At 57.7% G+C, this 14,895-nt stretch carries 14 protein-coding genes; 4 read left to right on the top strand and 10 right to left on the bottom strand.

Annotation, left to right across the window (positions count from 1 at the left end; all coding sequences use genetic code 11):
• Positions 1-188: 188 nt before the first annotated feature.
• Positions 189-1,040: an Evf family palmitoylated virulence factor gene (locus tag A936_RS00125; RefSeq protein WP_008453376.1), complete on the bottom strand. Its 852-nt coding sequence runs from the start codon at positions 1,038-1,040 to the stop codon at positions 189-191.
• Between the two features lie 499 nt (positions 1,041-1,539).
• Here A936_RS00125 and A936_RS00120 point away from each other — a divergent pair, with 499 nt between their 5' ends.
• From A936_RS00120 to A936_RS00110, 3 genes are read left to right on the top strand one after another with little or no spacing between them, the layout of a single operon-like run.
• A complete protein-coding gene (locus A936_RS00120) occupies positions 1,540-2,517 on the top strand; it encodes an ABC transporter substrate-binding protein (protein ID WP_008453375.1) in 978 nt (325 codons plus the stop codon).
• A gap of 3 nt (positions 2,518-2,520) precedes the next feature.
• Entirely contained in the window at positions 2,521-4,233 is a 1,713-nt protein-coding gene (locus A936_RS00115; RefSeq protein WP_034807243.1) for an ABC transporter permease, read from the top strand.
• Positions 4,221-5,249: an ABC transporter ATP-binding protein gene (locus A936_RS00110; RefSeq protein WP_008453372.1), complete on the top strand. Its 1,029-nt coding sequence runs from the start codon at positions 4,221-4,223 to the stop codon at positions 5,247-5,249. The genes A936_RS00115 and A936_RS00110 overlap by 13 nt, the downstream gene beginning before the upstream one ends.
• Before the next feature lie 65 nt (positions 5,250-5,314).
• Here A936_RS00110 and A936_RS00105 read toward each other — a convergent pair whose 3' ends face one another.
• The 9 genes from A936_RS00105 to rluE all read right to left on the bottom strand — a co-directional run bounded on the left by A936_RS00105 (position 5,315) and on the right by rluE (position 13,592).
• Positions 5,315-6,436: a ribosomal protein uL16 3-hydroxylase gene (locus A936_RS00105; protein WP_008453370.1), complete on the bottom strand. Its 1,122-nt coding sequence runs from the start codon at positions 6,434-6,436 to the stop codon at positions 5,315-5,317.
• A gap of 73 nt (positions 6,437-6,509) precedes the next feature.
• Entirely contained in the window at positions 6,510-7,979 is a 1,470-nt protein-coding gene (phoQ, locus tag A936_RS00100; RefSeq protein ID WP_008453368.1) for a two-component system sensor histidine kinase PhoQ, read from the bottom strand.
• Positions 7,980-8,651, bottom strand: coding sequence for a two-component system response regulator PhoP (gene phoP, locus A936_RS00095; RefSeq protein ID WP_008453365.1), 672 nt, complete (start codon positions 8,649-8,651; stop codon positions 7,980-7,982).
• Between the two features lie 272 nt (positions 8,652-8,923).
• Positions 8,924-10,294 (bottom strand): adenylosuccinate lyase, encoded by a 1,371-nt coding sequence (gene purB, locus A936_RS00090; RefSeq protein WP_008453363.1) that lies wholly within the window; start codon positions 10,292-10,294, stop codon positions 8,924-8,926.
• Positions 10,295-10,310: 16 nt separating this feature from the next.
• Entirely contained in the window at positions 10,311-10,940 is a 630-nt protein-coding gene (gene hflD, locus A936_RS00085; RefSeq protein ID WP_008453361.1) for a high frequency lysogenization protein HflD, read from the bottom strand.
• A 22-nt stretch (positions 10,941-10,962) separates the two neighbouring features.
• Positions 10,963-12,072: a tRNA 2-thiouridine(34) synthase MnmA gene (gene mnmA, locus A936_RS00080; protein ID WP_008453359.1), complete on the bottom strand. Its 1,110-nt coding sequence runs from the start codon at positions 12,070-12,072 to the stop codon at positions 10,963-10,965.
• Between the two features lie 53 nt (positions 12,073-12,125).
• Entirely contained in the window at positions 12,126-12,587 is a 462-nt protein-coding gene (locus A936_RS00075; RefSeq protein WP_008453357.1) for an NUDIX hydrolase, read from the bottom strand.
• A gap of 13 nt (positions 12,588-12,600) precedes the next feature.
• Positions 12,601-12,930 carry a lysozyme inhibitor LprI family protein gene (locus tag A936_RS00070; RefSeq protein ID WP_008453356.1) on the bottom strand — a complete coding sequence of 110 codons (330 nt, stop codon included), beginning with the start codon at positions 12,928-12,930 and terminating at the stop codon, positions 12,601-12,603.
• The gene (rluE, locus tag A936_RS00065; protein ID WP_008453354.1) at positions 12,927-13,592 is read right to left on the bottom strand and encodes a 23S rRNA pseudouridine(2457) synthase RluE; all 666 of its coding nucleotides are present in this window, start codon (positions 13,590-13,592) and stop codon (positions 12,927-12,929) included. The genes A936_RS00070 and rluE overlap by 4 nt, the downstream gene beginning before the upstream one ends.
• 107 nt (positions 13,593-13,699) lie before the next feature.
• Here rluE and icd point away from each other — a divergent pair.
• Positions 13,700-14,895: NADP-dependent isocitrate dehydrogenase (gene icd / locus A936_RS00060; RefSeq protein ID WP_008453353.1), on the top strand; the 1,196-nt coding region annotated here is incomplete at its 3' end.

The following is a 14,895-nucleotide window of genomic DNA, read 5'->3' as shown; positions in this document are numbered from 1 at the left end:
AATTTTTTCAATAAACTGCATTAGAAAGGTATTAGCCCCCGAATGGGGTGGCTTACACCAGACGGGGGCTAACCACAATGTAACCCTTCCAGGGCGGAGACGTTAAGCAGGTGCCCACCCCCTTCAAGAGTCAGCCAGGCTTGCTCACAGTATTATGCCCGGCCATCCTACGGCAGGAAGCAATCAGGCTAATAGGCATGCTCCTTTTTGAACTGGTAATCTTTTGCCGGGGAGGAATCATTAAAGATACCGTCGAAGTAGGAGTCGGTCTCATCGATGGCTTTCCCTTCATATTTATCGAGGAAATCATCGACCCGTTTCTTGAAGGTGGGGTTGCTAAAGTACTCTTCAATTTTGAAGGTACCGCCTACGGTATTGACCCCGAACTTGAGGTTCACCTCATTGTAAGAGCCGCATGAAGTGGCTATTTTCTTTTGCGCCTGGCTGAAATAGGTGCCGTAGACCAGGAAACTGGGCTTATAGAAAATATTGCCGCTGTTGTCTTTAAATAAATCGTGAGTGGAATAAGCATACAGGTAATTGTAGTCGGCGGTGGTCTTATTCATTTCTGCGCTAAGCCCGTCGCCAAAGCCTTTCAGGAAGGCAGCAAAAGCAGAAACATTCCCCGCGATAACGCTGCAGGCAAATTCAATCACCGTTTTGGCTATTTCAATTCCTTTGACCGACGTGTCCAGGCTTTTATCGCCTGAGACCGGATCGGTAAAGAAGGCGTTGAGCAGCTGCTGGGTGACTTCTTTCCACTCTTTATAATTATATTTATCGGCACTGTTAGGGGCTTTTTTATTTACCGCTGCGCTGGCAACGCCGACGAAGCGTTCCATTAATACGCGGCCAGCCTCCACCTGTTTTTTTAAATTAGCGGGGGCATCATTGAATTGATACGTTTGATATTGTACGGCGCCATCCTGAGACAGGCCGGGAACGAGCGGGGGTTTGTCACTCAGGAGTTCAGCCCCTTTCAAACCGTGGATTTGACTAAAGTACGCTTCTGCTGCGTCGATCGCTTTTTCATTGAACATAACAACGTTCTCCACAATGGATGTTTATGCTGTGTGTCAAATAAAAACGGAATATTCCATATAATATATTTATTTGACCGGGGTAAATAAAATAAATATATGCAATATGTTACTTGCTGTGTTTAACGCTTTGCCAAACACCCGATGATTATAGCAACCAGATAAACGCACACGATTTTTATATGTGTCTGGTGCAGGGTTTGGCTTATTTGTTATTTGATTGATATAAAACATCATGCGCGTGCAATATATAATGTGTTGATTTCTTATTTTTTAAAATAACAAGGTTGATGCTGTTAATTTAATTTAAGGCAATATGTGACCAATCAAAAATAGTCCATTATTTACCGGGATTAATAATGTTTTCCTCCTGTTAGGGCTATTAAGGGCTACGCTTAACGTGCCTCAGGCCAGCCAGCTGCGGTGCCAGTCCGGCTTCGGTCATACTCTTGTCAGATTCGGCTGGTTTAATCGTCGCCACGGAAAAAAGGGACATAAAATGATGAAAAAACATGTGTTGTTGACGGTGATGCTGGCGGCAATGAGTGCTTCTGCTCTGGCAAAATCCACCTTAACGCTTTACACCAGCCAGCCCAATGAAGATGCGCAGACCACCGTCAGCGCCTTCGAAAAAGCGAACCCGGACATCGAAGTGAAATGGATCCGCGACGGCACCAGCAAGCTGACCGCCCGTTTACAGGCGGAAATGGCGGCCGGGGGCGCAGCGCCGGACGTGCTGCTGATTGCCGACAGCGTGACCATGGAATCCCTCAAGCAGCAAAACCTGCTGGCGGCCTACAAATCGCCGGAAGCGGCGCGCTTCGATGTCCAGCTCTATGACAAAGACGGCTATTACTACGGTACCAAGTTGATTACCACCGGCATTGCGTACCACAGCAAAGCCCCGGTCAAACCCACTTCGTGGCTCGATTTGCTCAAACCTGAGCTTAAGAACATGACTACGCTGCCAAGCCCGCTATACTCCGGTGCGGCGCAGATCCACCAGGCCGCGATTATGGGCGCGCCGACGCTGGGCTGGCAGTACTACGAAAAACTGAAGGCCAACGGGGCGATGCCGCAGAGCGGCAACGGCGCGGTGATGAACGCCATTGCTTCCGGCAGCAAGGCTTACGGCGTGCTGGTCGATTACATGGCGATCCGTGAGAAAGCCAAAGGCGCGCCGATTGAGTTTGCCTTCCCGACCGAGGGCGTGAGCATTGTCACCGAGCCGGTGGCGATGATGAAGGGCGCTAAAAATCCCGAAGCGGCAAAAGCGTTTATCGACTTCGTGCTCTCCAAAGCGGGGCAGGCGCTGGTACTGAAACAGGGCTATCTGCCTGCCGATGCCAGCCTGCCGGTGCCGCAGGGCTTCCCACCGCGCGACAGCATCAAAATCATGCCGTTTGATGCCGCCAAAGCGTTGGCGGACACCGACGCCAACAAAAAGCGCTTTGCCGACCTGTTCGGTAGCCGCTGATTGATGCTCAGCCCGGCATTGTCCCGCCCTAACGACGGCAGCCTGATGAAAGGGCTGCTGCGCCTGCTTGTCGTCGTCATTGCGCTCTTAAGCCTGCTCCCCAGCCTGCAGCTGCTGGTCTCAGCGTTGGTGGACTGGCGGCTGGGCGGCCAAAGTAGCCTGGGCCGCGTGCTCAGCAACCCGAATACCTGGGTCGCACTATGGAATAGTGTCTATACCAGCGGCCTGGGGGCGCTGCTTTCCCTCCTGCTGGGCAGCCTGTTTGCCTTTTGCCTCGGCCTGATGAACATCCGGGGCCGTCAGGCCTGGGCGTTTCTCTTTATGCTGCCGATGATGATCCCGCCGCAGGTCACGGCCCTGAGCTGGCTGCAGCTTTTCGGCCCCGGCAGCGTGCTGCTAAACAGCCTCGGCCTGGCGCCGGGGTTTGGCAGCCCCAATCCGCTTTATTCGGCGGAGGGGATCGCCTTCCTGCTCGGCATCCAGCACGCGCCGCTGGTGTTCCTGACCCTGCGCACCCAGCTGCAAAGTTTGCCGCAGGAACAGATTGAGGCGGCGAGGCTGAATGGCGCTTCTCTTGGGCGAGTTTTCATCGACATTATTCTGCCGCTGTGCCGACCCGCGCTGTGGGCCGGGGCGGCGCTGGCCTTTGTTTCCGCCCTCGGCAACTTCGGCATCCCGGCGATGCTCGGCATCCCCATCTCTTATTTCGTGCTGCCCGTGTACATCTACCAGACGCTCTCCAGCTTTGGCCCGTCGATGCTGCACGAGGTGGCCTCGCTCTCGGTGCTGATGGGCGTGCTGGCCGTCGCTATTGTCACGCTGCAGGGCATCATGCAGCGGCGTTACGCTTTGCCGCTGATTGGCATGGTCGGGCGGGCGGCAAGTATTGCGACAGGGAAAGCGCGGCTGGCGGTGGAGATCCTGCTCGCGCTCGTGCTGGCCGGGATGCTGGTGGCCCCGCTGCTGGCGCTGATCGCCACCTCGCTGGTGCCAACCCTGGGCGTGCCGCTCAACGGCGACACGCTGACGTTTGCCGCATGGACTGGCATTTTTGATGAGCAAAGCGCCACCTGGCGGGCGCTGAGCAACAGCCTGCTGCTCTCCGTCAGTGCCGCCGCGCTGCTGATGGCGCTGAGCCTGCCGCTGGCCTGGCTGCTGGTGCGTCGCCCCAGTCGGCCTTTGCGCTGGCTGCACAGCCTGATCGACATTCCCTACACGCTTCCCGGCGTGGTGCTGGCCATCGCCTGCATTCTGCTGTTTGCGCGCCCGCTGCCGCTGCTGAACGTCAGTCTCAGCGGCACCTTGATGATTATCTTCTTCGCCTACCTGGCCCGGTTTCTTACCGTCTGCCTGAAGCCGGTTCACACCAGCATGCTGCAGCTGGATCCGGCGATGGAAGAGGCCGCGAGCCTGGCAGGAGCGGACGCCTCCCAACGGTTACGCCACATCGTGCTGCCGCTGCTGGCCCCGGCGGCCTTTGCCGGTGCGCTGCTGGTATTTCTCACGGCAGTGAACGAGCTGACTGTCTCCGCACTGCTCTGGAGCGCCGGGAAAGAGACCCTCGGCGTGGTGGTGTTTAACCTCGACGAAAGCGGCGAAAAGGTGATGGCCTCGGCGATTTCCGTGCTGGTGGTGGGGCTGGTTGCCGTGGTGATGCTGTTACTCGGCGCGCTGGGCCGTTATTTACCGAAAGGAGTTATTCCATGGCAGAACTAAGGCTGGACAAGCTCAGCAAATTCTTTGGCGAGCAGGCCGTGGTGAAGGATCTCAGCCTGACGATCCCGTCCGGGGCGTTTACCGCCCTGCTGGGGCCGAGTGGCTGTGGCAAAACCACCACGCTGCGGATTATGGCCGGGCTGGAGTCGCTGAGCGGCGGTCGCCTGTGGCTGGGCGAGAAGCTGCTGGCCGACAGCGGTACCCACGTGCCGCCGGAACAGCGTGACATGGGCATGGTGTTTCAGTCCTACGCCCTGTGGCCGCACATGACCGTGGGCGAGAACGTTGGCTATCCGCTGAAGCTGCGCCAGGTAAACGGCGCGGCAAGGCAGAAACGCGTGATGGAGGCGCTGGAAGTCGTGGAGCTTGGGGCCTATTTCGGGCGCTCACCCCAGGAACTCAGCGGCGGGCAGCGGCAGCGGGTGGCGCTGGCACGTTGCCTGGTCTCAGAGCCGCGAGTGGTTCTGCTCGATGAACCGCTGGCGAACCTCGACCGCCATCTTCGCGCCACCATGGAGCAGACTTTTCGCGAGTTTCACCGCCGCACGGGGGCAACGTTTGTCTACGTCACGCACGACCAGGCGGAGGCGATGGCGCTCGCCAGCCATATCGCGGTGATGCACCAGGGCGAACTGATGCAGTGGGGCACCCCGCAGCAGCTTTATCAGCAGCCGCAGAATAGCTGGGTGGCCGGGTTTATCGGCCAGGGCAGCGTGCTGTCCCTCGCCGTTTCGCCGGGCTTACAAAGTCTGGATCTCGCGGCATTGCATGGCGGCCTGGATCAGCCGGGGCGCGATAAAACCGTGCCGGTTCTGGTGCGCCCGGAGCATGTGCAGATCTCAGGCAGCGGGCCGATGGCCAGCGTCGAAAGCTGTATTTATCAGGGGGAACGCTATCTGCTGGAGCTGCGTTTGCAGGACGGGCAGGCGCTGAGCGCGTTTCATTCTGCGCCGCTGGCGGTGCGGCAGAGCGTGAATGTGCAGCTGTTGCAGGGCTGGCGGCTGGATGCGGCGTGACAATTACGCCGTTGGCAGGAATATCCCGCCTTCACCGCGAGAAACGGCAAAGGCGGGGCAGGGTTTTAGTCTTCGAAGAACCAGTAGCCGCTGTTCACCAGGGCGGCTAACGTGGCGAGGAAGGAAGGATCTTCCAGCGCATCGCCAAACTTCTCCGCGTCCAGCTTAATGTGGCTGGCCAGCGCTTCCACCGCCGGGCGGTGCGGGCTGTCGAGCTTCTCGCCGTTCACGTACACCTCTCCGGCCACGCGGAGCACTCGCAGGCCACCCAGGCGCACCAACTTGTCGCCCTGCTGCAGCGCGTCGTAGATCTCATCCGGCTGATAAGGCGGCTCCGGTGGCGCAACGTCCAGCTCGTGGCGGGACTGGGTAATAAACTCGCCAAACCAGCTGTGGAAGGTCTCCGGCTGGTTAACGATGTCCAGCATCATCTCGCGCAGCTTGTCGATTTCCTGCGGCAGAATATCTGCCGGGTGCTGGCGCTCAGGCACGTCCGGGTCGGTATAGCGTAACCCGCCCAGCTCGCGCTGCAGCACGTAGTCGGCAAAGCCGCTGATCAGCTCGCGGCCGCTTGGGGCGCGGAAGCCGACGGAGTAGTTCAGCGCGTTTTCCAGCGAGTAGCCTTCGTGCGGGAAGCCCGGCGGAATATACAGAATGTCGCCCGGCTCCATCTCTTCGTCGATGATGGCGTCGAACGGCTCAACCTGGAGCAGGTCCGGGTGCGGGCAGTGCTGTTTCATGGCGACTTTTTCGCCCACGCGCCAGCGGCGGCGGCCCACGCCCTGAATAATAAACACGTCGTACTGATCCAGGTGCGGGCCTACGCCGCCGCCTGGCACAGAGAAGGAGATCATCAGGTCGTCAATGCGCCAGTCGGGCAGGGCGCGGAAGGGGCGCATCAGGGCGCTGGAAGGTTCATGCCAGTTGTTCACGGCCTGCACCAGCAGCGACCAGTTGTTCTCGCCGAGGTGATCGTAGCTCTGGAACGGACCATGGCTGACCTGCCATTTGCCGCCCTGGTGGCTCACGAGGCGGCTGTCCACCTCGCTTTCCATGGCCAGACCGGCCAGCTCATCCGGTGAAATAGGGTCGATGAAGTTTTTAAAGCCGCGCTTCAGCACCACAGGGCGTTTTTGCCAGTAGCGTGCAATAAAGTCGGGCCAGTTTAAATCCAGGTGATAATCCATATTATTGTCTTCCTGCAGATGGAGGAGCCTGACACGGATTATAACGGATGGCGAGCCGGGTTATGGGACTATTTCACCCTTCATTCTGTTCCGGCTGCTGGCGGGCAAAAATCACTTCCATGCGCGCGCCGCCCAGAATGCTGGCACTGGTCTGGATCTCGCCGTTGTACTGCTCGACAATTTCTCGGGCAACCGACAGCCCGACGCCCTGGCCAGGCCTCAGCGTATCGGCCCGTTGGCCGCGATCGAAGACCATTGCACGTTTGCTTTCCGGAATACCGGGACCGTCGTCTTCCACGATCAGGTGCAGCGCGTCTTCGGTCTGGCGGGCGGTCACTTCCACAAACTCCAGACAGTATTTGCAGGCGTTATCCAGCAGGTTGCCCATCACTTCCATAAAGTCATTTTGCTCGCCGATAAAGGTGATTTCCGGCGAAACGTCCAGCGTGATGTTCACCCCTTTGCGCTGGTAAACCTTGTTCAGCGCCGAGCACAGGTTGTCCAGCAGCGGGGCAACGGAATGCAGTTCCCGACTAAGCAGGGCGCTGTTGCCGCGCATGCTGGCGCGATGCAGGTAGTAGCCGATCTGCTGAGAGATGCGGCTGATCTGCTCCAGCATCACCGGTTCGGCCTGCTCGACGTTCATCTTGTCGGTGCGCAGCGACCGCAGGGTCGACTGCAGCACGGCGAGCGGCGTTTTCAGGCTGTGCGTTAAGTCCGTCAGCGTGGTGCGGTACTTGTCGTGGCGATCGCGCTCGGTGCGCAGCAGCTGGTTAAGGTTACGCACCAGGCTTGTCAGCTCGCGAGTTGTTTCCGGGTTGAGGCTGTCGCGGTCGTGTTTTTCCAGCTCGCGCACTTCCTGAGCGAGTTCCTGAATCGGGCGCAGGCTCCACCAGGCGGCCAGCCACAGCAGCGGCACTACCAGCAGCAGGTTGGCCAGCAGGACGTAAATAAACCAGCTCCACACCATGTACGAGCGCTTCAGCTCGATAGGAATGGTGTCCACCACGACCACGGTCAGCGCCGGCATGCGCGCCGTCGCCGGGTAAAGGTTGACCGCCACTGAGTGGGTCATCTCGTAGCCGTCGTCGCTTTCGTCATCGTGCATGTCTTTCAGCTGGGCCAGGCGATCTTTGTCGTTGTCCAGCAGGGCGGTACTGGTGGCGTAGTCGGCCTCCAGCTCGTGGAAGCCGTTGCCGGTCAGCCACTCTTTCTGGATCTGTTGCACCACGTCCGGGACGTTGCGCTGCATCCACAGCAGTTTGCCGTGCTCGTCGTAAATCAGCGCCATGGTCGGGCTTTGGATACTGATGTTGTCGGGCAAGTCCACCTGCAGCTTGCCGTCCTTCCAGCTGGACAGCGTATAGAACAGGTTACTTTCCCCGCGCAACAGGCGGAAGGTGGTTTTATCAAAGCTAACGCTGTAGCCCACCAGCGCCACCAGGCCGTAAGCCAGGGACAGCACCATCACAACCGCGGCGGTAGCCAGTAAGAAACGAACCCGCAGCGACAGCGGCAGGATATGGCGAAAAATTTTCAGCATTTAGTGGAGATCGAACCTGTAGCCCTGCCCGCGCACGGTGGTGATCACTTCCTGCGGGTATTCAGCCTGAATTTTTTTACGTAAACGGCCCATCAGCACGTCAATAGTGTGGCTTTCGCGCAGCTCGGCGTCCGGGTAGAGCTGCAGCATCAGCGAGTCTTTGCTGACCACCTTCCCGGCGTTGCGGATGATGGTTTCCATGATGGTGTATTCAAACGCGGTGAGCTTGATCAGGTTGTCGTTAATCGACAGCTCGCGGCGGGACAAATCGACCTGGAACGGCGGCAGGGAAATCACCTGCGAAGCCAGACCGCTGTTACGGCGCATCAGCGCCTGCATGCGGGCGACCACTTCTTCCAGATGGAAAGGTTTAGTGACGTAATCATCGGCCCCGGCGCCCAGAACTTCAACTTTGTCCTGCCAGCCTTCACGGGCGGTTAATACCATGATGGGAATGGTTACGTCATGGCTGCGCCAGCGGCGGATCAGACTCATGCCGTCTTCATCCGGCAGGCCTAGGTCAACAATTGCGATATCCGGGGTATGTTCATTCAGGAAATAGTCTGCCTCTTTGGCATCCTCGGCCGCATCCACCTGGTGGCCTGCTTCACGCAGCTGCACCTTAAGGTGATGACGCAGCAGGGCATTATCTTCCACGACCAGTACGCGCATTGTATTTCCTCAATCCATTCATAGTATTGATAGTTTAGCGCTAATTATTAATGACAGGAAATAAACCTCGTATAAACAATGCCCTTATGGAGATTAACGCTGAGTCAACAATCCCATTCGGCTGGAGGCCCTCACCCTAAGCCTCTCCCAGAGGGAGAGGGGATCAAAATAAACTTTGTCATTTGTTTTCCCCCTCGCCCCTCTGGGGAGAGGGCCGGGGTGAGGGGCAAACTGCAGGCAACAAAAAAGCCCTCCGAAGAAGGCCTTTTTCATTACTTCAGCTCGTCAACCATGGTAATGGCGCGCCCAATATAGTTGGCAGGCGTCATGGCTTTCAGGCGAGTTTTCTCTTCTTCCGGCAGCTCGAGGCTGTCGATGAACTGCTTCATGCCTTCGGCGTCAACGCGTTTGCCGCGGGTCAACTCTTTCAGCTTCTCGTACGGCTTTTCGATGCCGTAGCGGCGCATCACGGTCTGAATTGGCTCAGCCAGCACTTCCCAGTTGTGATCCAGCTCGTCCAGCAGGCGGTCGCGGTTCACTTCCAGCTTGCTCACGCCCTTCAGGGTGGACTGATAGGCGATCAACGCATAGCCAATACCCACGCCCAGGTTACGCAGCACGGTGGAGTCGGTCAGGTCACGCTGCCAGCGGGACACCGGCAGTTTGCTTGCCAGGTGCTGCAGCATGGCGTTGGACAGGCCGAGGTTGCCTTCGGAGTTTTCGAAGTCAATCGGGTTCACCTTGTGCGGCATGGTGGAGGAGCCAATTTCACCGGCGATAGTTTTCTGCTTGAAGTGGTTCAGGGCGATGTAGCCCCACACGTCGCGGTCGAAGTCGATCAGGATGGTGTTGAAGCGCGCGATACAGTCAAACAGCTCGGCGATATAGTCGTGCGGTTCGATCTGGGTGGTGTACGGGTTCCACTGAATGCCCAGAGAAGTCACGAACTCTTCGCTGAACTGGTGCCAGTCCACTTCCGGGTAAGCGGCGATGTGAGCGTTGTAGTTGCCGACCGCGCCGTTGATTTTGCCGAGGATTTCAACGTTGCCGAGCTGGCGGAACTGGCGCTCCATGCGGTAAGCGACGTTTGCCATCTCTTTCCCCATGGTGGATGGGGTCGCCGGCTGGCCGTGGGTACGGGACAGCAGCGGGATGTCGCGGTACTGCACCGCCAGATCTTTCACAGCATCGATGATTTTACGCCAGTACGGCAGGACCACGTCTTTACGCGCGGTGTCGAGCATCAGCGCGTGGGACAGGTTGTTGATGTCTTCGGAAGTACAGGCGAAGTGAATAAATTCGGACACCGCGTGGAGGGCAGGGATTGCTTCCACTTTCTCTTTCAGGAAGTATTCCACCGCTTTCACGTCGTGGTTGGTGGTGCGCTCGATGGTTTTGATGCGCGCGGCGTCAGCCTCGCTGAACTCGGCGACGATTTTATCAAGGTAACCGTTTGCGTCCGCATCAAAAGCAGGAACTTCCTTGATCGCTGCATGCGCGGCCAGCTTTTGCAGCCAACGTACTTCGACCTGTACGCGGAATTTCAGCAGACCGAATTCGCTGAAAATAGCGCGCAGAGCGCTGACTTTGTCGCCGTAGCGCCCGTCAACGGGGGAAACGGCGGTCAGTGAGGATAATTCCATAACAACTCCTGAGAGGTTAACAATGAGCAAGAATTTGTTTGGCCTGATCGGTCAGGCGACGACGAGAAAACATTAACTGCAGGCGGCCACCGCCAACCTGATGCCACAGCACGGCGGCACGGATCCCGGCCAGCAGCGCCGCGCGTACTTTACTTTGCACCTGCGGGCTTTGCAGCACGGCAGGGGAACCTGTGACCTGAATACGCGGGCCAAGCGGGCTGATGACATCCACGTAGATCCCGGCCATGGCGCTCAGTAGCGTGTCAGACTCGAGATCAAAGTGTTCCAGCTGGCGCTGCAGGCCATTAATTTTGCTGCCGAGCGTGTCCATCGCGCCTTTGGCAGCGTGGAGTTTACGCTCCAGCACCATCAGGCTGAGCGTATAGCGCGTCAGCTCGGCGTTCAGCCCCTGGCGGCTGCTGGCGTTTAGCACGCCCAGCAGAGTTTCAAGCCCGAGCTTAAGGTTAGCTTCGCTGCCGCCAAAAACATCCAGGGTTGAGCCTGGGTTCTGGTCAATCACGCTGTTGAGCGAGACGTGGAGCGCGTCGCTGTCGCAATGACCCTGATGTGCCAACTGCTGAACCAGACGGGCTGACTGGCAAATGCCGGCCAGCGCGAGAGTAATGTCGTAGTAGTTTTTAGCCACCAGGCTGCGTCCTTGTGTGTAATTAACTGACGAGCGGCAAACGCTGCTCGATAATGCCGCCGCCGAGGCACACTTCGCCGAGGTAGAACACCGCGGACTGGCCTGGGGTGACGGCAGCCACCGGCTCTTCAAAACGCACTTCTATGCGCTCAGCGTCCAGCGGCGTAATCGTGCAGGGGATATCCGTCTGGCGGTAGCGGGTTTTCACCGTGCAGCTCAGCGGCGCGGTCAGCGGCTCGCGATCCACCCAGTGAAGCTGCTGGGCAATCAGCCCGACCGACATCAGACGCGGGTGATCGTGACCCTGCGCGACGATAAGAATATTGTTGGCGACGTCTTTATCAACCACGTACCAGGGATCTTCAGATCCTTCTTTGGTGCCGCCGATGCCGAGGCCTTTACGCTGACCGAGGGTGTGATACATCAGCCCCTGGTGCTCGCCGACGGTTTCGCCGTCCACGGTAATAATTTTACCCGGCTGGGCTGGCAGGTAGCGGCCCAGGAAGTCGCGGAACTTGCGCTCGCCGATGAAACAGATGCCGGTGGAATCTTTTTTCTTCGCGGTGACCAGATCCAGCTCTTCAGCAATGCGGCGCACTTCCGGCTTTTCCAGCTCGCCGACCGGGAACAGGCTTTGGGCAATCTGTTCGTGGCTCAGCGTATAGAGGAAGTAGCTCTGGTCTTTGTTGCCGTCCAGGCCGCGCAGCAGTTGGCTTTTACCGTTCACGTCAGCGCGGCGCACGTAGTGGCCGGTAGCAATGTAGTCGGCACCTAAATCTTCGGCGGCAAATTCCAGGAAGGCTTTAAATTTGATCTCTTTGTTGCAGAGGATATCCGGGTTTGGCGTGCGCCCGGCTTTGTACTCTTCGAGGAACAGTTCGAACACGTTGTCCCAGTACTCTGCGGCAAAGTTAACGGTGTGCAGTTCAATGCCCAGCTTGTCGCAAACGGCCTGCGCATCGGCTAAATCTTCCGCTGCGGTGCAGTACTCCTCGCCATCGTCTTCTTCCCAGTTCTTCATGAACAGGCCTTCCACCTTATAGCCCTGCTGCATCAGCAGGTAAGCGGAAACGGAGGAATCGACGCCGCCGGACATCCCGACGATCACTTTTTTCTGGCTGTTATCAGACATGGAGAGACTCACGACATTGAACTTCAAAGCGGCGTATTCTATCACGCAGGCCGCTACTTGACACCCTCTGTAAACGGCCAGTTAAAAGCCCCCAGCACCGACAGGGGATAACGCGGCTCCTGCTGGTAACAGCGGATGCTTTCCGCCACCAGCGGCGAGCGCAGATTTGCCGCATTGAGAATGGCTTCGGCATCGAGCCACAGGCAGCGGTCAATGTCGCTGTCGTGCGGGGTGGTCGGCAGCTGCTTATCCAGATCGATTGCAAACAGGAAGCGCAGGAAAGGCGTGTTGTCCGGGGCGATCCACTGGTGCATGCGGATAAAGCTCTGCGGCTCGGCGGTAATCCCTGTTTCTTCCCACAGCTCGCGCTTCGCGGCTTCAAGCAGCGTTTCGTCGGCTTCGAGGTGCCCGGCGGGCTGGTTCCACAGTGCTTTGCCGTGAATGGTTTCTTCGACGACTAAAAACTGACCTTCAGCCTGAACAATGCAGGCCACGGTGACGTGGGGTTTAAACATCGCTTCTCCTGGGTTAAAGCGGTTTGTCGATTTTGGCGTAAATGGCATCCAGCGCGCTGAGGCGTTTGTTGTACTGTGCGGTCAGGCAGGTGACGTCAGACCCACAGCGTTGGCGCTCTTTGAGCCACGCTTGCTGCTGATCCTGCATGGCGCCCTGGCCACCCATGGCAAACAGCCCTTTTAAGAACTGATATTTGGCGGCCATTTCGACGTCTTTATCATTCAGCGCCCGATGGGCACAAATCGCTTTTTCATCTGGCGCATTGGCTTTGGCGCAGTCAAAACTTGCCGCGCCTGCGGTGGCGGAGCCGATAAGTAAGCTCAACAGCAGTATCTTTTTCATTTTGGTTGCTCCGGAGGGACTTCGCGCCACTCGCCGTTGGCCAGGCCTTCCAGCGTGTAGTCGCCCATGGCGTAGCGAATCAGGCGCAGGGTAGGGTAGCCCACGTGCGCCGTCATGCGGCGAACCTGGCGGTTACGGCCTTCATAAAGCGTGATCTTTAGCCAACGGGTGGGGATCGCCTTACGTTCGCGAATCGGCGGGTTACGCGGCCACAGCCATTCTGGCTCGGCAACCAGTTCGGCGCCTGCCGGCAATGTGGGGCCGTCGTTCAACTCGACGCCGTTGCGCAGGGCGTTAAGCGCTTCCTCCGTTGGCTCGCCTTCCACCTGCACGTAATAGATTTTGCCGGTGCGTTTACCTGGCTGGGTCAGTTTGGCCTGCAGCGCCCCGTCATTGGTGAGCACCAGCAGCCCTTCGCTGTCGCGGTCGAGACGCCCCGCAGCATAGATGCCTTGTAAAGGAATGTAATCCTTTAGCGTGCTGCGCCCGGCTTCGTCGGTGAACTGCGGCAGCACATCGTAGGGCTTATTGAAGATAACCAGCTTCTTTGGACCGTCAGGCTTCTTGCGCCTGGCGGGTTGTGGGCTGCTGAATCGTTTAACTTGGTGATTCCTAAAAGAAGTTTTGTTCATAGTGTTTTCAGCGCGGGTGGATTGACGCATTATAACGGAAAACATGAGTGATTGGCGCGAGCCCGATATTGCAGTAGTATGAGCCCGCAAATTACAAATCATTAACAAAAAACCAGAAGCGCTCGAAGGAGAGGTGAATGGAAAGCAAAGTAGTCGTTCCGGCGGAAGGTAAAAAGATCACCCTGCAAAATGGCAAAATCAACGTTCCTAACAACCCGGTGATCCCGTTCATTGAAGGGGACGGTATTGGTGTGGACGTAACTCCTGCCATGATTAAAGTGGTGGATGCTGCCGTGGCAAAAGCCTACAACGGCGAGCGGAAAATTTCCTGGATGGAAATCTACACCGGCGAAAAATCTACCCAAGTTTATGGCCAGGACGTCTGGCTGCCAGAAGAAACTCTGGACCTGATTCGTGACTACCGCGTGGCCATCAAAGGCCCACTGACTACCCCAGTCGGCGGCGGTATTCGCTCCCTGAACGTTGCCCTGCGTCAGCAGCTGGACCTGTACGTTTGCCTGCGCCCGGTACGTTACTACCAGGGCACCCCAAGCCCGGTGAAACAGCCTGAGCTGACCGACATGGTTATCTTCCGTGAGAACTCCGAAGATATCTATGCGGGTATCGAGTGGAAAGCGGACAGCGCTGAAGCGGACAAAGTTATCAAGTTCCTGCGTGACGAAATGGGCGTGAAGAAAATTCGCTTCCCTGAGCACTGCGGGATCGGCATCAAGCCTTGCTCCGAAGAAGGCACCAAACGCCTGGTACGTGCAGCCATCGAATACGCGATCACCAACGACCGTGATTCCGTGACCCTGGTGCACAAAGGCAACATCATGAAGTTTACCGAAGGCGCGTTCAAAGACTGGGGCTACCAGCTGGCTCGCGAAGAGTTCGGCGGCGAGCTGATCGACGGCGGCCCGTGGGTGAAAATCAAGAACCCGAACACCGGCAAAGAGATCGTTGTAAAAGACGTGATCGCCGATGCGTTCCTGCAGCAGATCCTGCTGCGTCCTGCAGAATACGACGTGATCGCCTGTATGAACCTGAACGGGGACTACATTTCTGATGCCCTGGCGGCACAGGTTGGCGGCATCGGTATCGCCCCGGGCGCAAACATCGGCGACGACTGCGCGCTGTTCGAAGCGACCCACGGTACTGCGCCTAAGTACGCAGGCCAGGACAAAGTAAACCCGGGCTCCATCATCCTGTCCGCAGAAATGATGCTGCGTCATATGGAATGGTTCGAAGCAGCTGACCTGATCGTTAAGGGTATGGAAGGCGCTATCGAAGCTAAGACCGTAACCTATGAMTTCGAGCGTCTGATGGATGG

The organism is Enterobacter sp. Ag1 (assembly GCA_000277545.1).
GTDB lineage: Bacteria > Pseudomonadota > Gammaproteobacteria > Enterobacterales > Enterobacteriaceae > Cedecea.
This window is presented reverse-complemented; position numbering and strand designations above follow the sequence as displayed.

Coding starts and splice junctions, on each gene's coding strand:
- A936_RS00125 (WP_008453376.1), bottom strand. CDS start 1,040: ATGTTCAATGAAAAAGCGATCGACGCAGCAGAAGCGTACTTTAGTCAA.
- A936_RS00120 (WP_008453375.1), top strand. CDS start 1,540: ATGATGAAAAAACATGTGTTGTTGACGGTGATGCTGGCGGCAATGAGT.
- A936_RS00115 (WP_034807243.1), top strand. CDS start 2,521: ATGCTCAGCCCGGCATTGTCCCGCCCTAACGACGGCAGCCTGATGAAA.
- A936_RS00110 (WP_008453372.1), top strand. CDS start 4,221: ATGGCAGAACTAAGGCTGGACAAGCTCAGCAAATTCTTTGGCGAGCAG.
- A936_RS00105 (WP_008453370.1), bottom strand. CDS start 6,436: ATGGATTATCACCTGGATTTAAACTGGCCCGACTTTATTGCACGCTAC.
- phoQ (WP_008453368.1), bottom strand. CDS start 7,979: ATGCTGAAAATTTTTCGCCATATCCTGCCGCTGTCGCTGCGGGTTCGT.
- phoP (WP_008453365.1), bottom strand. CDS start 8,651: ATGCGCGTACTGGTCGTGGAAGATAATGCCCTGCTGCGTCATCACCTT.
- purB (WP_008453363.1), bottom strand. CDS start 10,294: ATGGAATTATCCTCACTGACCGCCGTTTCCCCCGTTGACGGGCGCTAC.
- mnmA (WP_008453359.1), bottom strand. CDS start 12,072: ATGTCTGATAACAGCCAGAAAAAAGTGATCGTCGGGATGTCCGGCGGC.
- A936_RS00075 (WP_008453357.1), bottom strand. CDS start 12,587: ATGTTTAAACCCCACGTCACCGTGGCCTGCATTGTTCAGGCTGAAGGT.
- A936_RS00070 (WP_008453356.1), bottom strand. CDS start 12,930: ATGAAAAAGATACTGCTGTTGAGCTTACTTATCGGCTCCGCCACCGCA.
- rluE (WP_008453354.1), bottom strand. CDS start 13,592: ATGCGTCAATCCACCCGCGCTGAAAACACTATGAACAAAACTTCTTTT.